At 31.3% G+C, this 21,990-nt stretch carries 20 protein-coding genes; 19 read left to right on the forward strand and 1 reads right to left on the reverse strand.

The features are described 5' to 3' along the window. The first annotated feature begins 3 nt into the window (after positions 1-3). The 5 genes from B5E75_RS01400 (at position 4) to B5E75_RS01420 (ending at position 6,636) form a co-directional block, all read left to right on the forward strand. Positions 4-1,155, forward strand: a complete 1,152-nt coding sequence (locus B5E75_RS01400) for a phosphoglycerate dehydrogenase (protein WP_087357018.1) — start codon at positions 4-6, stop codon at positions 1,153-1,155. Between the two features lie 112 nt (positions 1,156-1,267). Next, on the forward strand, positions 1,268-2,251 hold the full coding sequence (locus B5E75_RS01405; RefSeq protein ID WP_087357019.1) for a hypothetical protein: 984 nt from the start codon (positions 1,268-1,270) through the stop codon (positions 2,249-2,251). Positions 2,252-2,394: 143 nt separating this feature from the next. Beyond that, complete coding sequence (locus B5E75_RS01410; protein ID WP_087357020.1) at positions 2,395-3,015, forward strand: TetR/AcrR family transcriptional regulator; 621 nt, start codon at positions 2,395-2,397, stop codon at positions 3,013-3,015. A gap of 72 nt (positions 3,016-3,087) precedes the next feature. Continuing rightward, positions 3,088-4,890, forward strand: a complete 1,803-nt coding sequence (locus B5E75_RS01415) for an ABC transporter ATP-binding protein (RefSeq protein WP_087357021.1) — start codon at positions 3,088-3,090, stop codon at positions 4,888-4,890. Further along, entirely contained in the window at positions 4,891-6,636 is a 1,746-nt protein-coding gene (locus B5E75_RS01420) for an ABC transporter ATP-binding protein (protein WP_087357022.1), read from the forward strand. Between the two features lie 43 nt (positions 6,637-6,679). Here the strand turns inward: B5E75_RS01420 and B5E75_RS01425 are convergent, their stop codons facing one another. Continuing rightward, entirely contained in the window at positions 6,680-7,381 is a 702-nt protein-coding gene (locus B5E75_RS01425) for a DUF1835 domain-containing protein (protein WP_087357023.1), read from the reverse strand. A 354-nt stretch (positions 7,382-7,735) separates the two neighbouring features. Here B5E75_RS01425 and B5E75_RS01430 point away from each other — a divergent pair, with 354 nt between their 5' ends. The 14 genes from B5E75_RS01430 (at position 7,736) to B5E75_RS01490 (ending at position 21,983) form a co-directional block, all read left to right on the forward strand. Then, positions 7,736-7,948, forward strand: coding sequence for a FeoA family protein (locus tag B5E75_RS01430; RefSeq protein WP_205090083.1), 213 nt, complete (start codon positions 7,736-7,738; stop codon positions 7,946-7,948). Between the two features lie 19 nt (positions 7,949-7,967). Then, entirely contained in the window at positions 7,968-8,186 is a 219-nt protein-coding gene (locus B5E75_RS01435) for a FeoA family protein (RefSeq protein ID WP_087357024.1), read from the forward strand. A 13-nt stretch (positions 8,187-8,199) separates the two neighbouring features. Next, the gene (gene feoB / locus B5E75_RS01440) at positions 8,200-10,380 is read left to right on the forward strand and encodes a ferrous iron transport protein B (RefSeq protein ID WP_087357025.1); all 2,181 of its coding nucleotides are present in this window, start codon (positions 8,200-8,202) and stop codon (positions 10,378-10,380) included. Between the two features lie 56 nt (positions 10,381-10,436). Continuing rightward, entirely contained in the window at positions 10,437-10,625 is a 189-nt protein-coding gene (locus tag B5E75_RS01445; protein WP_087357026.1) for a FeoB-associated Cys-rich membrane protein, read from the forward strand. 6 nt (positions 10,626-10,631) lie between these two features. Continuing rightward, a complete protein-coding gene (locus B5E75_RS14695) occupies positions 10,632-10,790 on the forward strand; it encodes a hypothetical protein (RefSeq protein ID WP_164483530.1) in 159 nt (52 codons plus the stop codon). Next, positions 10,783-11,154 carry a heavy-metal-associated domain-containing protein gene (locus B5E75_RS01450; protein ID WP_087357027.1) on the forward strand — a complete coding sequence of 124 codons (372 nt, stop codon included), beginning with the start codon at positions 10,783-10,785 and terminating at the stop codon, positions 11,152-11,154. Before B5E75_RS14695 ends, B5E75_RS01450 begins: the two co-directional genes overlap by 8 nt. 105 nt (positions 11,155-11,259) lie before the next feature. Continuing rightward, positions 11,260-11,679 carry a GNAT family N-acetyltransferase gene (locus B5E75_RS01455; RefSeq protein WP_087357028.1) on the forward strand — a complete coding sequence of 140 codons (420 nt, stop codon included), beginning with the start codon at positions 11,260-11,262 and terminating at the stop codon, positions 11,677-11,679. 63 nt (positions 11,680-11,742) lie between these two features. Then, positions 11,743-13,005 (forward strand): glycoside hydrolase family 125 protein, encoded by a 1,263-nt coding sequence (locus B5E75_RS01460; protein ID WP_087357029.1) that lies wholly within the window; start codon positions 11,743-11,745, stop codon positions 13,003-13,005. Between the two features lie 111 nt (positions 13,006-13,116). After that, positions 13,117-14,457, forward strand: a complete 1,341-nt coding sequence (locus B5E75_RS01465) for a PTS sugar transporter subunit IIC (protein ID WP_087357030.1) — start codon at positions 13,117-13,119, stop codon at positions 14,455-14,457. Beyond that, complete coding sequence (locus tag B5E75_RS01470) at positions 14,441-17,095, forward strand: glycoside hydrolase family 38 N-terminal domain-containing protein (RefSeq protein WP_241146602.1); 2,655 nt, start codon at positions 14,441-14,443, stop codon at positions 17,093-17,095. Before B5E75_RS01465 ends, B5E75_RS01470 begins: the two co-directional genes overlap by 17 nt. 38 nt (positions 17,096-17,133) lie before the next feature. Continuing rightward, positions 17,134-17,895, forward strand: coding sequence for a MurR/RpiR family transcriptional regulator (locus tag B5E75_RS01475; protein WP_087357032.1), 762 nt, complete (start codon positions 17,134-17,136; stop codon positions 17,893-17,895). A gap of 17 nt (positions 17,896-17,912) precedes the next feature. Then, positions 17,913-20,123: a glycoside hydrolase family 3 N-terminal domain-containing protein gene (locus B5E75_RS01480; RefSeq protein ID WP_087357033.1), complete on the forward strand. Its 2,211-nt coding sequence runs from the start codon at positions 17,913-17,915 to the stop codon at positions 20,121-20,123. A gap of 65 nt (positions 20,124-20,188) precedes the next feature. Beyond that, a complete protein-coding gene (gene ispD, locus B5E75_RS01485) occupies positions 20,189-20,824 on the forward strand; it encodes a 2-C-methyl-D-erythritol 4-phosphate cytidylyltransferase (RefSeq protein ID WP_087357090.1) in 636 nt (211 codons plus the stop codon). A 34-nt stretch (positions 20,825-20,858) separates the two neighbouring features. After that, complete coding sequence (locus tag B5E75_RS01490; RefSeq protein ID WP_087357034.1) at positions 20,859-21,983, forward strand: glycoside hydrolase family 10-like protein; 1,125 nt, start codon at positions 20,859-20,861, stop codon at positions 21,981-21,983. Positions 21,984-21,990: the final 7 nt, after the last annotated feature.

Genomic DNA, 21,990 nt, shown 5'->3' on the forward strand with positions numbered 1-21,990 from the left:
TGAATGTATAAAATCAAGTTAATGAATAAAATTTCTAAAGTAGGGACAGATTTGTTTGGACAACAATATCAAATAGGAGAAGATATAGAGAACGAAGATGGTATTTTGGTGCGTTCTGCATCTCTACATGATTATCAATTTCCATCAACACTTTTAGCGATTGCCAGAGCAGGGGCAGGTGTGAATAATATTCCTATTGATCAGTGCAGTGAACAGGGGATTGTTGTTTTCAATACACCCGGAGCGAATGCGAATGCTGTTAAGGAGCTTGTTTTATGTGCATTGTTTCTTTCTTCAAGACAAATTGTAGAAGGTATTGATTGGGTGAAAACGTTAAAAGGACAAGAGGGAGTTGGAAAACTTGTTGAAAAAGGGAAAAGTCAATTTGTAGGACCGGAAATTGATGGGAAAAAGCTAGGTATTATAGGTTTAGGAGCTATAGGAGTTCATGTTGCTAATGCGGCAATTAAATTGGGGATGGAAGTTTATGGCTATGATCCATATATTTCTGTAGATGCTGCATGGGGTATGAGCAAATGGGTGAAAAATGCTCAAAATATGGATACGATTTTTAGTGAATGTGACTATATTACACTTCATGCTCCAAGCACTCCTGAAACAAAAGCAATGATTAATCAAGAAAGCATTGCAAAGATGAAAGATGGAGTACGTATTATAAATTTTGCCAGAGCTGATTTGGTAGATTCTCAAGCTGTTTTAGAGGGGATTCAAAAGGGGAAAATCAAAAAGTATATAACAGATTTTGCAACAGAAGATATTATTGATCAAAAGGATGTTATCGTGATGCCGCATTTAGGAGCATCTACACCAGAATCAGAGGATAATTGTGCCATTATGGCGGTTAAAGAAATGCAAGACTATTTAGAGAATGGAAATATCACTCATTCTGTTAATTTACCATCTGTTCATGAACCACGTACGACAAAGTATCGTATTTGTTTGATTCATAAAAATGTTCCTAATATGTTAGCACAGTTTGCAACATTATTTGCTAATAAGCATATTAATATTGAAAATATGGTGAATAAAGCCAAAGGAGAATATGCTTATACAATGATTGATACGCAAGATGTTGTTGATTGTGAAGAATTAAAGAATTTAGATCATGTAATTCAAGTAAGAGTTATTGAATAAAGGCAAAATCAATTTTTGCCTTTTTGTCATATATGAATTCTATTTAAGAGAATGTTTTTTTTCATGAATGTAGAAATCTATGATAAAATAATGTCAAAGGGGATTGATATTTATGAAAAAAATAATAGTTTTTGTCATGGCGATATTATTGTTATGTGGTTGTACATCATCTGAAACAACAAAGACAAATGCAACCACAACAAAACAACCAACAGTAGAAACACTTGATACAGCACAAACATATACAATAGATGATCAACTTGAATTTGAAATCATAAAAACATCACTGACAAAAGAAATTGCACCAACAAATAAAAATAAAACATATCAGTATCTTCAACCGATAGATCAGCAACATATTTTTATTGATATGATATTGAAAACAAAAAACTTATCAGATCAAGAATATGAACTTCATAATATATATCAAGGTACAATGCATTTTGCTCAAGAAGAACATGATATAGAATTGGCTATTGAATCATCATATTTTACACAATTAAGTACAACGGATACTTTAAAACCACAAGAAGAAAGATATGTTCATCTTTATTGTGAGGTGAAAAATGAAAACGAAAAAGATGTTCAAATGGATTTAAAAGTCATGAATCAAAAAGAATATCAATATACATTTTCTTTAGAAGAAGTTCATGAAGATTCTCAAGTCAAATCAATAGGTGATGTGATTAATTGTACAAGCTCACAAATTGTTTTATTAGATTATCAACAAAGTGAACGTATTGAACCATCCCAAAAAGGATTTTTCTATAGTTATCATCCTACAGAAAATGATAATCAAATCTTTGTTGTATTATCATTAGAGATTCAAAATCAATCATCTTTAGATATTGATCCTTCCCAGTATCTTTATTGTGAATATCAAATAGATGAAGACATTATTCATTCACAAATCATCTTAGAAAGTGAAGATCATGAATCTATTTCAAAAAAAGGAAGTATCCTTGCAGGTCAAAAAAGAACATTATATTTGGCTATGCCTATTTTAAAAACACAAGCGAATAAAGAAGGAACATTAGAGCTATTTGTTGAAGGAAATACTTATGAGATTGATTGGCAAAGTTATCAAAATATGTGAGAAACTTGAAAATTTTATTGTTTTCAAGTTTTTTTGTGAATAGAACAATAGATTTATAAAATATTTGTTTTTTATATTGACATAGAGATAAAGAGGGGTGTATTATAACAGTGTTATATAACGCTGTTATAAGGAGTAGAAGAATGCAGGATACATCAAATTTAACATTGGATAAAATTCAACAAGCAGCTCTTGACGAGTTTCTAGAGAAAGGATTTAGAGGAGCCTCTCTACGTCAAATTGTTAAACATGCTGGAGTAACAACAGGAGCTTTTTATGGGTATTTTTCAAGTAAGGAAGCTTTATTTGCTTCAATTGTTGAACCACATGCTCAAGCAATAATGGCCCATTTTATACAAGCACAGCTTCAATTTGCGGCTCTACCAAAAGATGAACAACCTTCACATATGGGAATTGAATCGAGTGTTTGTGTTGATTGGATGGTTGATTATATTTGTGATCATCGTGAGCCTGTGAAACTTTTGTTATTGAAGGCTGAAGGTACAAGCTATGAAAATTTTGTTCATAACATTGTTGAAGTAGAAGTGGAATATACTTTAAAATATGTAGAAGTTCTTAGAGAACTTGGACATCAAGTGCCAAAGCTTGATAAGACCCTATGCCATATTATTGCAAGTGGTATGTTTGGTGGGATTTTTGAGGTTGTTATCCATGATATTCCAAAAGATCAGGCAATGCGAGATGTAGGACAATTAAGAGCTTTTTATACTGCCGGTTGGTTAGCGTTGATGGAAGAAAAATAAAAGGGTATACCAACCTGCAATTTTTTACTCCAACAGTTAGCTTATGCTAATAATGGCGGAAGGAGGAATACAATGGAAAATAAGAAAAAAGGATCCATTATGACTTTATTGGATTATGCAGGAAATTACAAAGTATTAACTTTTATTGGTCTTGTTTTATCAGCAATTTCTATGCTTTGTAGTATTGTGCCATATGTTTGTATTTGGTTAGTTGCAAGAGATTTGATTGGAGCAATGCCAGATTATTTATATGTTCAAAATCTAGAAATGTATGGATGGGTTGCTTTTGGGTTTGCAATCATTGGAATTATATTTTATTTTATTGGATTATTATGTACGCATTTATCTGCATTTAGAACTGCTGAAAACATAAGAAAGATAGGTATGAATCATATTATGAAGGCACCTTTAGGATACTTTGATAATAACGCTTCAGGACTTATTAGAGGAAGGCTTGATAGTGGAGCAAATGATACAGAAACACTCTTAGCACATAATTTAGCTGATATAGTAGGAACGATTGTTCTTTTTATAGGGATGGTTATTTTGATGTTTGTTTTTGATTGGCGTATGGGATTGGCTTGTCTGCTATCTGCAGTGATTTCCATTTTGATGATGTTTTCAATGATGGGTGGTAAAAATGCAAAGATTATGGCTGAATATCAGGCTGCCCAAGATAAAATGACAAAAGCTGGAACAGAATATGTAAGAGGAATACCAGTTGTGAAAATATTTCAACAGACAGTTTATTCATTTAAATCATTTCAACAAGCTATTGAGGAATATAGTGATAAAGCTGAATATTATCAAGGAAAAGTTTGTCGTGTTCCTCAATCCATTAATTTAACATTCACTGAAGGAGCATTTATTTTTTTAATTCCAGTGGTTATTCTTTTGATACCTGAAGCATTAAATGGTGGGCAATTTCATGAACTTGTAACAAATTTTATATTTTATGCGGTTTTTTCAGCTATTATTTCAACAGCCCTTGCAAAAATTATGTTCGCTTCATCAGGAATCATGTTGGCAAATACAGCACTTAGCCGTATCGACATGGTTATGAAAGCACCAATACTTGAAAAGTGCATCAATCCTCAAATGCCAAAGGACAATAGTGTTGCTTTTAAGGATGTAAGTTTTACTTATCAGGGATCAAATATTCCTGCTTTATCACATGTATCTTTCCAAGTTGAGTCAGGTCAGACAATTGCATTGGTTGGACCATCGGGAGGAGGTAAAACCACAGCAGCAAGTTTAATTCCAAGATTTTGGGATGTGGATGAAGGTATAGTAGAAGTAGGTCATGTGAATGTCAAAAATATTGATCAGCATGTTTTAATGAATCAAGTAGCTTTTGTTTTTCAAAATACTCAACTTTTTAAAACATCTATTTTAAATAATGTGAAAATTGCTAATCCTCAGGCATCAGATGAGGATGTGATAAAAGCATTACAAGCTGCAAGATGTCAAGATATTATTGAAAAACTTCCTGATGGTGTACATACACAAATTGGAAAAGAAGGAACATATTTATCTGGCGGTGAGCAACAACGAATTGCCCTAGCAAGAGCTATATTGAAAAATGCACCCATTGTTGTATTGGATGAAGCGACTGCTTTTGCTGATCCTGAAAATGAAGTTTTGATCCAAAAAGCTCTTAGCGTTTTGTGTCAGGATAAGACAGTTATTATGATTGCTCATCGTTTATCAACAGTTGTTAATGCGGATAAAATCATTGCCTTAAAAGATGGAAAAATTATTGAGGAAGGACGTCATAAGGAGCTCTTAAATAAAGAAGGTCTATATCATAAAATGTGGAATAATTATAATCAATCAGTGAAATGGAAAATTACAAGTGGGAAGGAGGGTATATAAATGTTTGGAGAAAATTTTAAACGTAAATATGCTTTAACTCATCAAGGTGTTCAAAATGTTAAAAAGGGAACGTTTTGGACGGTTATAGTTAATATTGTTGTTATGGGTGGTATGGGTATATTATATTTGCTTATGAATCACCTTATTTCCCTTTTGATAAAAAATCAAGCTGAAATGAATGTTCTTGTTATTATTGGTTTATTGATTGTATTTGTATGCCTATCATTTATAACTCATCTTCAACAGTATACTTCAACATATGGATTGGTTTATGGAGAAGTCAAAGCAACGAGAATTTCATTGGCAGAAAAATTGCGTCAATTACCGCTAGGATATTTTCATAAAAAAGATATTGCAGATTTAACGGAAACACTAATGGGAGATGTAAACCGAATGGAACATGTCTGGTCACATGTTCTTGGTTATTTGTATGGTTCTTATATTTCAACAGGGATTATTGCTGTGTTCTTATTTATCTATGATTGGCGATTGGCGATTTCCTGTCTTTGGGGTGTACCAGTGGCATTTGGCTTACTATTTGGTTCTCGTCAATGGACTTCAAAAGCATCTCAAAAACTTAAACAGGCAGCAATACAAGTCTCTGATGGTATCCAAGAATCATTGGAAAATGTGAGAGAGATACGAGCAACTAATCAAGAAGAAACTTATCTTCAAGGACTTTATCAAAAAATAGATACACATGAAAAAGTGATGATTAAAGGTGAACTGGTAGCTGGATTGTTTGTCAATGGAGCAAGTGTAATTATGCGTTTAGGTGTAGCAACAACAATTTTGGTTGGAGTACATTTGATTGTGCAAGGACAAGTTGATTTTATGATTTTGTTTATGTTTTTATTAGTGATTACAAGAATTTATGCACCTTTTGATCAAAGTCTAGCATTAATTGCAGAAATGTTTATATCTCAAGTATCAGCAAATCGTATAACAGAAATATATGATACACCTGTTGCATCAGGTGAAAAAACATTTAAGCCAAAAGGACATGACATTGAGTTTCATCATGTTTCCTTTGCTTATGATTTACAAGATGTTTTAAAAGATGTTAGCTTTATCGCAAAGGAAGGTGAAGTGACAGCTTTGGTTGGACCATCAGGGTCAGGTAAAAGTACTTGTGCTAAATTAGCGGCACGTCTATTTGATGTTCAAAAGGGAAAAATAACAGTTGGTGGTGTTGATATCAATGAAGTTGATCCAGAAGTTTTATTGAGTGATTATTCAATGGTATTTCAAGATGTTGTTTTATTTGATGACAGCATTAAAGAAAATATTCGTTTGGGGAAAAGAAATGCAACGGATGAAGAAGTATATAAAGCTGCAAAAGCAGCGAATTGTGATGAATTTGTTCAAAAACTTCCTGATGGCTATGATACTCTTATTGGTGAAAATGGTACTAAGCTATCTGGAGGAGAAAGACAAAGAATTTCAATCGCAAGAGCACTTTTAAAAGATGCACCAATCATCTTATTAGATGAAGCAACAGCTAGTCTTGATGTTGAAAATGAAACAAAAATACAAGAAGCTTTGTCAAGACTGTTAGTAAACAAAACTGTGTTGGTCATTGCACATCGAATGCGAACTGTTCAATCAGCTGATAAGATTATTGTTTTAGAAGATGGAAAAGTGAAAGAAGAAGGAAGTCCAGAACAATTATATAAACAAGATGGACTCTATCGACATATGCTCGATTTACAAAATGAGAGTGCTAAGTGGCAAATTGATGCATAAATAAGTCCTCATATAGTTAGTTTGACTATATGAGGACTTTTAACTAGTGCTTGTTTTTCAAATATTTTATTCTATTCAATATTATATCATCTCTCATCAATGCAAAATTTTGTTTGTGATAATCAAATAATATATCACCGCATAAATCCTGATCTGATATATTTGGAAACTGTTTTTTGTATGATAAAATCATATCATCAAAATAATTGATTTGTACTGAAACAATTTCATTATTTATTTTTAATCTTAATGGTGCATTTTCTTGAATCAATTTCTCAGCAAATTTGATATATTGACTTGGATTTATGATTTCAGATTTTTTCATCAAGTCTATAAAATCATCAGGGACATTTAAAAACATAGTTGCATATTTGTTGTTATGAAGTTTGGCAGATTGACATAAATATATCTGTTTATCATAAAATTTGAATTGATATAAGATATAGCATGTAATGTAAAATCCTATTTTTTCATGGGCATAAGATGAAGTCCATATTCTGATTTGATGATGATTTTTTATTTGTGATAACATGTCTTTATAATTTTTAATCATCTTATGAAAATCATAATTGACTTTTAACGCTTGTAATGAAGTTATACGTTCTTCAAGATTTTTAACATTCAAAGAACCTATAGATAAATCATCATATAAATATATAATGTGATGAAAAGAATCAATAACATTTTCAGCTTGAAGAATTTTTAAAATATGATATGTATTGATATCAAAACATAATTCTAACATACAGACCTCCTTATGATTTTATCTATAGTAATCATATCATATGAGTTAGTTTAAAACAACTCGAGACATGCTGACCATTATAAAGTGTAATTTCATATAATGATTCTAATTTATATATTATTCATTTTTGATTTGGAAATGATTTAACATATTATATTTGGTATTATGTTAAATCATATAATGAAATTTTTTAGCAAAATTTCATTATACATGAATATATGAAAATAGCTACTTTTTTGCTTTTATATATTGACAATTATAGGAAATGAGAGTATTCTAATGATGTGGTTAGTAAAGACTAACTTATATTTTTGACAAAGAGTTAGCGTGTGCTAATATAAAGAAGGGATGATTATGATGCCATTAACATTAGCCAGTATTGGTGAAGTAAATACAATTCGTAAAGTTGGAGGAAATGAGGAAACAAGACGTTTTTTAGAAAATCTTGGTTTTATAGCTGGTAGTGAAATCACAGTCTTATCTACGATAAGTGGAAACGTTATTGTGAATATTAAAGACTCACGTGTTGCGATTAATAAAGAAATGGCACGTCATATTATGGTGTGATTGAAAGGAGAGGTTAAAAATGAATCTAAGTGAAGCAAAAGTTGGTAGTACAGTCACTGTTACAAAGATTGATGGTGATAGTGCTTATAAACGTCGTATTATGGATATGGGAATCACAAAAGGAACAAGCTTGTATATTAGAAAAGTAGCACCTTTGGGGGATCCAGTTGAAATTACAGTTCGAGGGTATGAGTTATCTGTAAGAAAAATGGATGCACAGTGTGTACAAGTAAAATAGGGGGGTTGAAAATATGAATATTAAAATCGCTTTAGCAGGAAATCCTAACTGTGGGAAAACAACCATGTTTAATGCTCTCACTGGAGCAAACCAATATGTAGGAAACTGGCCAGGTGTAACAGTAGAGAAAAAAGAGGGTAAATTAAAGGGAAAGAGAAAAGATGAAAATATCATCATTACAGATTTACCGGGTATTTATTCGCTTTCTCCTTATACATTGGAAGAAGTTGTCAGTCGTGATTATATTCTTAATGAGAATCCAGATGTGATTATTAATTTGGTTGATGCTACTAATATTGAAAGAAATCTTTATTTGACAACACAATTAATTGAAACAGGAGTTCCTGTTGTGATTGCCTTAAATATGGCTGATTTATTAAAAAAGAGAAACATCAAAATTGATATAAAACGTTTATCAATGTTATTGAATTGTCCTATTATTGAAACATCTGCTTTAAAACAGACGGGACTGGATGCTTTGATAGATGAAGCTGTAAAAGTAGCACATCAAAAAGAAGTGTCTTTACCAAAAGATATTTTTTCATCTGAATTAGAAAAAGCTATTGTGGAAGTGGAAAATCAATTACCTGCTTCTATTAGTGTGGATAAAAAAAGATGGTATGCAATTAAATTATTAGAAAATGATAGTAAGGTTGTAGAGCATTTACAAGGAAAGATTGCAAATCAAGCCATTATTGATCATCAACGTATTACACTAGAAAAGAAGCACGATGATGATATGGAAAGTATTGTGACTGATGAAAGATATCAGTTTATTCAAAAAATAATTTCTACAACAGTTAAAAAAGGTGGAGAAAAATTAACGATTTCAGATAAGATTGATAAAATTGTCACAAATCGTCTTTTAGGTATTCCTATCTTTATAGCTGTGATGTTTATTGTTTATTATGTATCAGTTACAACAGTAGGAACTTGGGTAACAGATTGGACTAATGATGTTTTTGTTGTAGCTATTCAAGATGCTGTTGGAAGCTTTCTTGCAAGTATTGGAACAGGTGATGTTGTTCAAGGACTCGTTGTAGATGGTATTATTGGTGGTTTAGGAGCAGTACTTGGCTTTGTACCACAGATGGCTATTTTGTTCTTGTTTTTATCTATCTTAGAAGATTGTGGATATATGGTACGTATTGCCTTTGTGATGGACCGTGTATTTAGACATTTTGGGTTATCTGGAAAAAGTTTTATTCCACTACTTATTTCTTCAGGGTGTGGAATTCCAGGTATTATGGCTTCTAAAACGATTGAACAGGATAATGATCGTCGTTTAACAATTATGACAGCTACTTTCATCCCTTGTGGAGCAAAGTTACCAGTTATTGCTTTAATGGGTGGTGTCATTGCAGGAGAAGTGGCAGGATATACTGAAAGTTCATTTATTGCCCCAATGATGTATTTTATGGGAATTCTTGCTGTACTTGTTTCAGCAATTATCTTGAAAAAAACAAAACCATTCTCGGGGAAACCAGCACCATTTGTCATGGAATTACCACAATATCATATTCCATCAGTGAAAACAGTTTTATTACATGTCTGGGAAAGATTAAAAGGATTTATTATTAAAGCTGGAACCATTTTATTCTTGGCATGTGTTGTGATGTGGTTCTTAGGTGCTTATGGATTTGTAGATGGACACTTTGGATTGGTTGAAAGTGAAAATAGCTTATTAGCTATGATTGGTGGAGCCATTGCTCCAATCTTTGCACCACTTGGATTTGGAAACTGGCAGGCAGTGGCTGCTTCACTTTCTGGATTTACAGCGAAAGAAGCGATTGTTTCAACAATGGGATTATTGGCGAATGTTGCTGGAGATGTCGAAGATGCTATGAATGTTGCTCAAGGTGTCCAAGCATGGTTCCCTACAACTTTATCTGCTTTATCATTCTTGATTTTCAACTTATTAGATTCACCATGTCTTGCGGCTATTGCAACTATGGCACAACAGATGCAATCTCGTAAATGGTTCTGGTTTGCGATTATTTTCCAAAATGTCTTTGCTTATGTTGTATGTTTATGTATTTACCAGATTGGAACATTCTTTGTGACAGGAGTCTTTGGTATTTGGACAGCTATTGCATTTGTCTTGGCAGCTGTGATATTATTCTTGTTGTTTAGACCAGATCCATACAAAAATCAAAAAGTGTATTCAAGAAGATCAGTTCAAGTCAATTCATAGTCAAGTCACTGGATACGAGAGTGTCCAGTTTTGACATATTAAAGGAGTGAAATGTTATGGCAGATATGATTGTTTTAATACTTATTGCCAGTTATTGTCTTTATGTTATCATACAATATTATCGTAAAAAGAAAAATGGAACGCAAAATAGTTGCAATGGTATCTGTACGGGATGTAGTGGCTGTGGAGATTTAAAACATTTGAAAGAAATGTATGATGCTGATCAAAAGAAATCAAAGAGGTAGGTCTATATGGGAAATTCAACCGGATCAATGTTTTATATGTTTTTGATTATTATTGTTGTTTATATTGCTGGGATGTGTATTTATTTAGGATTTCAAAAATTTAAAAAATGGTTAAATAAACGCAATGATTTAAAATTTCAGGAAAGAAGGGATCATCATGGTTGATGCAATTATTATTGGGATAGTTGTTGTTTTGTTGTGGTTTGCATTAAAAGGCAGTATGAAACATTTTAAAGGTGATGGTTCTTGTTGTGGTGGAAGCCACAAAAATCTTGATGTTGAAGAAAAGAAATTAAAATATCCAATCATTGGAAAGAAAGTTTTAAAAATTGAAGGAATGCATTGTGATCATTGTGTAAAACATGTTCAAAATGCGATTAATTCTATAGATGGTGCAAGTGCAAAAGTAGATTTAAAAACACAAACTGCCGAAGTCAGTTATGATCGAGAGATCAATGATGATGATTTATATCGTGTTATAGAAAAGGCTGGATATCATATTCAGTCGATGACTCATGAATCATCATAAGTAAAAGAGCTGTTGAAAAGACAGCTTTTTGTGTTATGAGGGATAGTTTAAAAATTATTATTGATATGTTAAAATGTGGTTTAAAAAGATAGGAGAGTGATATCAATGATAAAGTACGAAGAAAATATACTAAAGATTGAAGATATTCAAGCAATAAGAAAAGCAGTACATTGGTCTATGTTTACAGAAAATCAATTACAACAAGCATTAAATATGACTGTTTATAGTATTGTTGTGAAGGATGATGAAAATGTTATCGCAATGGGGAGATTAATAGGTGATGGAATTTATTATTTGATATGTGACGTAGCTGTTATTCCTGAATATCAAAAACAAGGAATTGGAACGAGAATTATTGAAAAAATCATTGAATATGTTCAAAATCACTTACAAAACAATGAACGTTGTTCTATTCAATTAATTGCTGCAAAGGGAAAAGAAGCATTTTATGAAAGCTTAGGATTTGCAAGAATACCTAGTGATTTATCAGGTCATGGAATGCAGATGTTTATAAAGAAAAAATAATACATCATTAGAAATAGAAATCAATGACTATTTTTTATAAAATGGATATAAGGAGTGGTTGATATGAATATAAAAGAAGTTTTACAAAAAGCTGATGAAGTGATTGAAGATCAAAAATTAAGAGAAATGTTTAAAAAGTGTTTTATGTCTACATTGGAAACAAGTGTAAAAGTAGATGGGGAGAAAACTTATATTATTACTGGTGATATTAATGCCATGTGGTTACGTGATTCCAGTTGTCAAGTGCATCATTATTTATCATTGATGAAAGATGATAGTGATTTACAAAATAAGGTTAAAGGATTGATAAAATCACAAGTTGATTATATATTATTGGATCCTTATGCTAATGCATTTTTAAATACAGAAGATGTTGAAAGAGAATATCACGATACAACAATTATGAAACCTTATGTATGGGAAAGAAAATTTGAATTGGATTCATTGTGCTATCCTGTTCAGTTGGCTTATCTATATTTAAAAGAAACAAATGATGATACGATTTTTGATAAACAATATCTTCATTTTATTCAAACAATTTTGGATGTTTTTGAAACTGAGCAATATCATAGTCAAAAATCAAGTTATACTTTTGAAAGAGATATGGCAAAAGTATGGAATTTAAGAAAAACGGAAACTTTACAAAATCATGGACATGGTTTTGATACAAGATATACAGGGATGATTTGGAGTGCATTTCGTCCAAGTGATGATGCCTGTGCCTTGAATTATAATATTCCCGGTAATATGTTTTGCAGTGTGATTTTATCTTACTTACAAGAAATTGTTAAAGATATTTATCATGATGAATATTTGGAAGAACGTATTCAAGATTTGAAATTTGAGATTGATTATGGGATTGAATTGTTTGGAACATATCTTCATCCAAAATATGGGAAAATCTATGCTTATGAAACAGATGGATATGGAAATCATGTTTTAATGGATGATGCAAATGTCCCAAGCTTATTATCTTTACCATATTTAGGATACTGTAATGAAGATAATGAGATTTATCAAAATACAAGATGTTTTATTTTAAGTCATGATAATCCTTATTATTATGAAGGAAAAAAAGCCAAAGGCATTGGTTCACCACATACATGGAAAGAATATGTATGGCCAATCGCTTTAACAATGCAGGCATTGACATCAACTGATGAACAAGAAATTCAAACACTTATTGATATGATTGTGAATAATACAGGTGATACAGGATATTGTCATGAAAGTTTTGATGTCAATGATGATAGCCAATATACAAGACCATGGTTTTGTTGGGCTAATTCATTATTTGCAGAACTGATTATGAAAGTGTATTTCTAAGAGGTAACAGCCTCTTATTTTTTTGTGGAAATCTGTAAAAATATTACAGGTTTTGTAATTTCTATTTGAAAGTGCTTTCTGTATACTTATTGTTGTTGAGGAGGAAAAAATATGAAATTAATTATGTCATTTTTAGAGAAGTATCTTATGCCACTATCTGACAAAGTTACTTCAAACAAGTTATTAAATGCGATTAAAGACGCATGTATCTTAACGAGTCCATTTACTGTTGTTGGATCTCTTGCAGGTTTAGTGAGTCAACAAGCTAATTATTGGTTTGGTGAATGGGGAATTCCTTTAGATGGAATCTTAGGATGTATTATTAATGCTTTCGCAAATATTAATACAGTCGCTATGGGTATGACTGGTTTAGTTGTTGTATTGGCTTCATCTTACAATTATTCTAATCAGTTAAGAGCAAATAAAACAGGTGATAAATGTGTTCCACTAGTTGCTTGTATTGTTTCACTTATTGCTTATATTGCTACAATTCCAAATGCTATTGATGTTGGTGATTCAACAATTACAGCATTCCAAATTAATTTCTTCAATTATGAAGGTATGTTTACAGGGATGATTATTGGTTTAGCTTCATCATTCTTATACTATCATTTAGTTAATTCTAAATATACAATTAAATTACCAGGACAAGTTCCACCAATGGTTTTAAATTCATTTTTATCTATTATTCCATTTTTTGTAATTATGGTTATTTTCTCAGTTATTAAAGAAGTTGTTGTACTTTGTGGTTATGCTTCATTACAGGCATTAATTACTGAATTTATTATTTCACCATTAAATGGTATTGGTACAGGATTACCAGCTGTTATTTTGGTTATCATTATTATGCAATTATTATGGTTCTTTGGTGTTCACGGATTCTCAATTATGTGGGGATTAATCTCAGTTTTATGGATGCCAATCTTTTATGAACACATTCAAATGTATGTGGAAACAGGATCTTTTGATGGAATTACACAAGTTGCTCCAAATACACTATGTAATGTTTATGCCATGATTGGAGGATCTGGTTCAACATTGGCTCTTGTTGTCTTGTTATTGGTATTAGGTAAAAAAGGTTCTGCAGAAAGATCTATTGGTAAAGTAGCCATTATTCCAGGATTATTTGGTATTAATGAACCAGTAACATTTGGTTTACCAATCGTATTAAATCCTATTATGTTCTTACCATTTGTTTTTGTTCCTGTTATCAATGCAATTATTGGTTATTTTGCAACTTCATGGGGATGGGTTAATCATTTAGTTGTTTTAAATTCTGGAGTTGAACCTATCTTTGTTAACGCATGGGTATTAGGTGCATTTACAATCAGTCCAGTTATCTTATGTATTGTATTGTTTATTGTTGATTTAATCTTATATTATCCATTTGTAAAACTACAAATTAAACAAAATAGTATTGAAGCTCAGAATGAAGGTGTCACACTTGAATAATATTCATTTTATTCCCCATGTTCATTGGGATAGAGAATGGCTACGTTCAACTGATGCTTCACGTATTAAATTGTGTTATTATTTTGATAGATTGATTGATATGTTAGAAAATGATCCACAAATGAAATGTTTTACATTTGATGGACAAACAGCTGCATTAGAAGATTATCTTGCAATTAAACCATTTCAAAAAGAACGTATTGCAAGATTGGTTAAAGCTCAAAAATTATTTATAGGTCCTTGGTATGTTCAGCCAGATATGATTATACCTTCTGGCGAAGCATTATTAAGAAACCTTATTATTGGAAGTCAATATGCAAAATCACTAGGTCATTGTATGCAAGTTGGATGGGTGCCAGATGCTTTTGGTCAAAATAAAGTAACACCTTACCTTTTTAAACAAATTGGAATGAAAGGTATCTTTGCATGGCGAGGATTTGATTATGATACATTAGAAGATTCATTGTTTTTATGGAAAGGGAATGGAGATACTGTTTTACCATCAGTTCACTTTGCCTTAGGATATGGACATTATCGTGGATTTCCTGAAAATTACGAAGATGTTAAAAAGGATATGGAAAACTTTCTTCCTAAATTAAAAGAACGTTATAAAGATGGGGAAATTCTATTCATGTTAGGAAGCGATTATGCTTTTCCTAGACGTCATTCTTCTCAGATGATAGAAAAATTGAAAAACGATCAATATCCATGTCAAATGACAAATCCAGAAGAATATTTAGATACTATTTTAAAAACTGCAAAACAAAATAATCATGAACTAACTGTTTATGAGGGTGAAGCTAGAAGTGCTGCTTTAGGTCGTATTCATGCTGGAATTACATCTACACGTATAGATATAAAAAATGCTATGCGATATTATGAAACATTGATGGCAAAAGTTGTTGAACCAATGATCAGTATTACAAGATCATTAGGTGGGTATTGTGATCAAGAACTTGTGAATTATTTCTGGAAAATTATCTTTAAAAATCAATTCCATGATTCCATTTATAGTTCATCTCCAGATAGTATCAATCATACAGTTGAAAATCGTTTGTTGAATTTACGTCATGGATTAAACGAATTGATTTGGATGAACTTTAGATTCTTAGCTGAAAAAGTAGATTTAAGTGAACTTCAAGATAATGAAGATATTCTTGTATTGTTTAATACTTTACCATATGCTAGACAAGATTATGCGTTTGTGAGCATGATTGTTAAAGATAAAGATTTTGTATTAAAACGTCAAGATGGAACAATTGTTCCTTACCAGTTAATGAATGAAATAAAAGAAACATGCCATGATATTGAATACTATAATGGTATGGAAAATTTCCATGATTCTGGTGAGGTTCTAGAAGGAACGAAGTTTAAAATTCAATTAAAAATTGATACATCTTTCTTACCAGCAATGGGGTATGAAATCTTAAAAGTATGTTTTAAAGAAAAGACAGAAAAAACTTTACAAGGTGATGTTGTCATTACAGATTGTGGAGCTAAAAATAAGTATTTATCAATGAATATTGAAGAAGATGGAACTTTAACAGTGACAAATCAATTAACAGGTGAAACATATCATCGTCTTCATACCCTTGTTGAAAAAGGTGATGATGGTGATGAATATAATTATTCACCTTGTATAGATGATAAAGAAATCAGAATTAATGATACAAAACCAACTGTTGAACTCATTGAAGTATCTTCAATAGAAGCTAAATATCGTCTGACTTTTAATGTGAAAGTACCTGAGAAGGTTGTTAATCATCATCGTAGTGATGAAAAGGTAGCTTTATGTATTGTGACAGATATCTCATTAAAAGCAAATAGTCAAACAATTGATTTTGAAACAACAATTGATAATCATTCATGTGATCATATTGTAAGAGTTACTTTTGATGATATTTATACTTCTCATCAAAACTGCAGTCAGGATCAATTTGGAACAATTATAAGAGATAATGTTATAACAAACCAAAAAGGTCTTGATAATGGAGCAACTGAATTTGTTTTACCAATTTATGCAATGCAAAGATTTGTAAAACTCAATCATGATAAGTCTATTATGGCTATGATCAGTCGCGGACCGCTTGAATATGAGGTAGAAGATAATCAAAAAATTTGTTTAACACTTTTAAGAAGTGTTGGAAAATTTGGTAAAGCAGATCTTTTAATTAGACCAGGAAGATCTTCTGGTTATCGTATGGATACACCATCATCACAACTTTTAGATAAAAAAATAACAAGTGAATATTCACTTTTCTTTGGAGAAAGTCATCAAATGTCAATGCTTGTACGCAATGCCGAAGTTTTAAATACTCCTGTACAATCACGTTATCTTAATGATATTAGTCGTCAACAAAATCAAAATTTAGCTTGGAGATATGAAAATATAGATTTAGATTCTAGAGTTGAATTGATGGCGTATAAAAAAGCAGAGTCAGGACAAGCTTCAGTTATTCGTATTGTTAATAATAGAAATGAGGATATTGAAAATGTTATTCTTTCTATAGATGCAGATAAGAAATGTTATCTTGCTACGGCACAGGAAGAAAAGCAGGAAGAACTTATCAATAAAGATGGCAAAATTTGTATTAAAAGCATGATGTCAAATACTTTCATAACTGTTATAATAGAGTAGATTTTCTACTCTATTTTCATATGGAAGGATTGATAAAAATGAGTCTTATTAAGAATTTTCAAGAATTTGGTAATCAATTAACTGAGTTGGAAGTAGAATGCTTTCATAAACTATTAAGCTTTCAAAATTTACAGCCTAACTTAACAATATCATCATTATCAGAAACATTAAATGTTTCAACAACAACAATTTTTAGAATGGTGAAAAAACTCAATTATAAAACTTTTATGGATTTTCGTTATGATCTTCTCTATCATCGTAGAGATCAATATGAGTTGACTTCAAAATGTGAAAATACTTGTGACAGTATAGAAAAAGAAATTAAAGATACAATGTCAATGTTACGACATTTGGATATTAGTCAAGCAATTGATGATATTGTACATGCTAAAAGTGTTCTCATATGTTCTTCAGGAATGAATAAATATGTTGCTAAAATATTGGCTGTAAAATTAAGTCTGTTTGGAATTAGAACAATCTATCCAGACGATAGTTGGTTTTTGTATTTGGAAGCTAATAATTTAACAACTCAAGACTTTGTGATAGTGATATCACGTGGTGGTGAAACAAAAGATATTATTGATGTTATGAAGATTGCAAAAATGAATGGTTGTAAGATGTTACTGATTTCTGAACAGATTCATTCATCTATGTCTAAATTATCTGATTATACAATGAATGTTTCCGTATCAAAGGATGAAGGATATGATATAGATTCACGTTTACATATGCATTTAGCTATTGAGTATTTATTACGTGAATTAGTCAATCAACATTTATATAGCAAGAAATATTTATAATTAAATGAGGAAAGAAAATGGTAGAAAATATTGTTAAACAAATGACTTTAAAAGAAAAGGTTGGTCAATTAAATCAACATTTATATGGGTGGCAATGTTATAAAAAAATAGGAGATCACTTTGAATTAACTGATTTATTTAAGAAACATGTTAAAGAATATGGTGGAATAGGAGCTATCTATGGCATTATGAGGGCAGATGCATGGTCACAGATAGACGAAAATAATGGAATTAACAGAGAAGAAAGTTATCAAGTGATTCAAATGATTCAAGATTATATAAAAAAACATTCTCGTTTTCAAATACCGGCATTGATTACTGAAGAATGTGTTCATGGTCATATGGCTTTACAAAGCCCTGTTTTTCCTACCCAGCTAGCAATGGGAATGTCATGGAATCCAGATTTGATGGAAAAAATAGCATGTCATGTGAGTCAAGAACTTGCCGCAAAAGGTGGAAATCTTGCATTGTTTACAGGATTTGATGTCCTAAGAGATCCACGTTGGGGAAGAAGTGAAGAATGCTTTAGTGAAGATGCATATTTGACTTCAAGAATGACAGAGAGTGCTGTTAAAGGCTTTGAAAAAGATGATAATGGTGTGAGTGTTGTTGTGAAACATTTATGTGCACAGGGAGCTTGTGAAGGTGGTCATAATTCAGATGCTGCTAAAATTGGTCCTAGAGAATTAAGAGAAATCCATTTACCACCTGTGAAAGCAGCTGTAAAAGCAGGAGCAAAAGGGGTCATGGCTGCCTATAATGAAATTGATGGTATTCCATGTCATATCAATAAGAATTTGCTGAATCAAATTTTAAGAAATGAATATGGTTTTGATGGTATTGTTATGGCTGATGGATGTGCACTGGATAGATTGCTTTTATTAGATGATAATCCTTTAAAAATGGGAAGTTTAGCTTTGAAAGCAGGTGTTGATCTAAGCTTATGGGATCAAGTGTATACAAAGCTTGATAAGGCTATTGAAGAAGGTTATTTAGATGAAAAAGAATTAGATGCTGCTGTTGAGAGAATTTTAAAATTAAAAGAAAGACTAGGTCTTTTTCAATCAGAAAGAAAGAAAATCTCTTTACCACAAAGTGATGAACTGTTGCTTCAAAGTGCCAGAGAATGTCAGGTGCTATTAAAAAATGAACAACAAATTTTACCATTAGATAAATCTTCTAAAATAGCTGTTATTGGACCTAATGCTCACCATTATTTAAATCAATTAGGTGATTATACAGCTTATCAGAATCCACAAGATATTGTGACAGTTTATCAAGGTATCTGTAAAAAAGCTAAAAATGTTAGCTATGCTTTAGGTTGTACAACACGAAAAAATCAGTTTGAAAACTTAGAAGAAACATTAAAGATAGCTAAGCAAGCAGATGTTGTTGTACTGGTATTAGGTGGCAATAGTACTCGTTTATACCAAAATGCTTTTGAAAATAATGGAGCATTGAGGATTCAAAATGAAAATGAAATGAACTGTGGAGAAAATATTGATTTAGCTTCTCTGGAATTGGAAGGATACCAAAACAAACTTATACAAGAAATAAGTAAAGTCAATAAAAACATTGTCACTGTATTAATTCAAGGAAGAGTTCATGTTATTGAAGATGTTTTCAGTTATTCAAAAGCTGTTATATCAAGTTTTTATCCTGGATCAAGAGGTGGCGATGGGATAGGAGATGTATTATTTGGAGATTATAATCCTAGTGGACATTTAAGTGTATCGGTTCCTCGTCATGTTGGAGCACTTCCATGTTATTATAATCATAAACATAATGGTGCACAAAAAGATTATATTGATTTACCATCAGGACCTCGTTTCCCTTTTGGCTATGGAATGAGTTATACGACTTTTGATTACCGAAATATATCATTACCATCTCAAATAACTATACAGGAATTAAAAGAACATGGTCTAACAATATCATTAGATGTATACAATACTGGTCATATGGATGGAGAAGATGTAGTTCAAGTTTATATTAAACATATTCAATCTAGTATCGTTTCAAGAGTGTTAGAACTAAAAGGTTTTCAAAAAGTATTTGTTCCCCATCAAACTTTTTCTACAGTAACAATTACTCTAGGATATGAAGATTTAGCAATATGGAATATAGATATGGACAATATTGTAGAACTGGGGAAAATGGCAGTTTGTATTGGACAAGACTCTCAAAATTATCAAGAATATTATGTACAAGTTGTAAAGAGCTACTAAGGTGGCTCTTTTAACATATCTATGGTATGATAATATCAATGGATGAAAGAAAAGAGGATGGTTTTATGTATAGTGTTATTATTTTGTGTGCAGGACAAGGGAAAAGAACAGGTTTAAGTTATAATAAAATGTTTTATACTTTTCAAGGTCAAACTGTTTATGAAATGACATTGGAAGTTTTTATGCAAGATGCACGTTGTCAACAAATTATCGTTGTGACTAGACCAGAAGAAAGGGAGGACTTTATAAAGTTATCTCATGATTCACGTATTGAATTTGTGGACGGTGGAAAAGAACGACAGGATAGTGTTTATGCAGGTTTACAACGGGTTCAAAGTAAATATGTTTTCATTCATGATGGTGCCAGACCTTATGTGAAAAAACAACAGATTGATGATTTATTAGAGTGCTTAAAAACACATAAGGCTTGTCTAGTTATGGTGCCTTGTAAAGATACAATTAAAAGAGTTGTTGATGATGTTGTGATAGAAACTTTAAATAGAAAGGAACTTATGCAAGCTCAAACACCACAGGCATTTGATACAAAACTTATTTTAGATGCGTATACCAAAGCTATTCAACAAAATTTTCAGGCAACAGATGATGCACAAATGGTTGAAAACTTTACAGATGAAAAAGTTTATATGGTTTTAGGTGATTATGAAAATAAAAAAATTACAACAAAAGAGGATTTAATATAAAATTCTTGAATATAATCAATGAGGTGATGTTCTTTTGAAAAAGAAAAAACACAGTCTTTTTGTGATTATCATATTATTATGTATATGTGTATTGATTTATATTTTTATTCCCCATCCACCATGTTCTTTATTATCTTTTGATAAAAGAGCTGTCTGGTTTTCTTATGGAGATTTAGAACAGTTTTCTTATAAGTCACAAAAAGACTTTGAAAAAGATTTTTCACAAGCCATTGAAAATATAAAAAAATATCATATGAATACAGTCATTGTTCAAGTGAGAGCTTTTAGTGATGCTTTATATGATTCAAAGCTCTTTCCGGTTTCAAAAGTCATTACACATCAAGAGAGTTTATCATTTGATCCTTTACAATCAATGATAGATATTGCTCATCAAAATGATATGAGCATTGAAGCATGGGTTAATCCTTATCGTATCTCATTGAATCGAAAAAGTTTTGAACAATTTCTCAATGAATCACCCCATCATCAATGGCTGGAAGATGCCAGTCAAACCATTGGATATGCAACATATCAATATATTTTCAATCCTGCCAGTCAATCAGTAAGAGATTATATTGTTGATGGTGTTCGTGAAATTGTTGAAAATTATGATGTTGATGGAATTCATTTTGATGATTATTTTTATGTCGCTGGAACACATGATGGAACAACTCAAAATCAACGTATGGATTATGTCAATATGCTTATACAAGATGTTTATCAAACAATTAAATCTATTGATGATCATGTTGTGTTTGGCATTAGTCCACAAGGAAATTATGAAAACTGTATCAGTGATGGTGCAGATATTGATACATGGCTAAGTGAAGAAGGATATATCGATTATTTGATGCCTCAGATTTATTGGAGTGATCAATATGGAGAAGGTAATGAAGCAATGTTTACTCAACGATGTCAACAATTTGCTGATATACCAAGACATCAAAGTGTCATATTGTATGCCGGTTTAGCATTGTATCGTGCAGGAAATGGAGAAGATGAAGATCATGGCTGGCAAAATCGTACAGATAATATTTCTTCACAAGTTCAAATATTATATGAACATGGATATAAAGGTTTTGGTTTATTTAGATATGGTTCTTTTTTACAAGATTCAGCTATATTGGAATTAGAGAGTTTAATTCATCAACATATGTAAAAATAAG

The sequence above is a fragment of the Massiliimicrobium timonense genome, from assembly GCF_002160865.1.
Taxonomy (GTDB): Bacteria; Bacillota_I; Bacilli_A; order Erysipelotrichales; family Coprobacillaceae; genus Allocoprobacillus.

Bases quoted from the DNA above. Each gene is read 5' to 3' on its own strand.
- B5E75_RS01400 (WP_087357018.1), top strand. From the start codon at position 4: ATGTATAAAATCAAGTTAATGAATAAAATTTCTAAAGTAGGGACAGAT.
- B5E75_RS01405 (WP_087357019.1), top strand. From the start codon at position 1,268: ATGAAAAAAATAATAGTTTTTGTCATGGCGATATTATTGTTATGTGGT.
- B5E75_RS01410 (WP_087357020.1), top strand. From the start codon at position 2,395: ATGCAGGATACATCAAATTTAACATTGGATAAAATTCAACAAGCAGCT.
- B5E75_RS01415 (WP_087357021.1), top strand. From the start codon at position 3,088: ATGGAAAATAAGAAAAAAGGATCCATTATGACTTTATTGGATTATGCA.
- B5E75_RS01420 (WP_087357022.1), top strand. From the start codon at position 4,891: ATGTTTGGAGAAAATTTTAAACGTAAATATGCTTTAACTCATCAAGGT.
- B5E75_RS01425 (WP_087357023.1), bottom strand. From the start codon at position 7,381: ATGTTAGAATTATGTTTTGATATCAATACATATCATATTTTAAAAATT.
- B5E75_RS01430 (WP_205090083.1), top strand. From the start codon at position 7,736: ATGATGCCATTAACATTAGCCAGTATTGGTGAAGTAAATACAATTCGT.
- B5E75_RS01435 (WP_087357024.1), top strand. From the start codon at position 7,968: ATGAATCTAAGTGAAGCAAAAGTTGGTAGTACAGTCACTGTTACAAAG.
- feoB (WP_087357025.1), top strand. From the start codon at position 8,200: ATGAATATTAAAATCGCTTTAGCAGGAAATCCTAACTGTGGGAAAACA.
- B5E75_RS01445 (WP_087357026.1), top strand. From the start codon at position 10,437: ATGGCAGATATGATTGTTTTAATACTTATTGCCAGTTATTGTCTTTAT.
- B5E75_RS14695 (WP_164483530.1), top strand. From the start codon at position 10,632: ATGGGAAATTCAACCGGATCAATGTTTTATATGTTTTTGATTATTATT.
- B5E75_RS01450 (WP_087357027.1), top strand. From the start codon at position 10,783: ATGGTTGATGCAATTATTATTGGGATAGTTGTTGTTTTGTTGTGGTTT.
- B5E75_RS01455 (WP_087357028.1), top strand. From the start codon at position 11,260: ATGATAAAGTACGAAGAAAATATACTAAAGATTGAAGATATTCAAGCA.
- B5E75_RS01460 (WP_087357029.1), top strand. From the start codon at position 11,743: ATGAATATAAAAGAAGTTTTACAAAAAGCTGATGAAGTGATTGAAGAT.
- B5E75_RS01465 (WP_087357030.1), top strand. From the start codon at position 13,117: ATGAAATTAATTATGTCATTTTTAGAGAAGTATCTTATGCCACTATCT.
- B5E75_RS01475 (WP_087357032.1), top strand. From the start codon at position 17,134: ATGAGTCTTATTAAGAATTTTCAAGAATTTGGTAATCAATTAACTGAG.
- B5E75_RS01480 (WP_087357033.1), top strand. From the start codon at position 17,913: ATGGTAGAAAATATTGTTAAACAAATGACTTTAAAAGAAAAGGTTGGT.
- ispD (WP_087357090.1), top strand. From the start codon at position 20,189: ATGTATAGTGTTATTATTTTGTGTGCAGGACAAGGGAAAAGAACAGGT.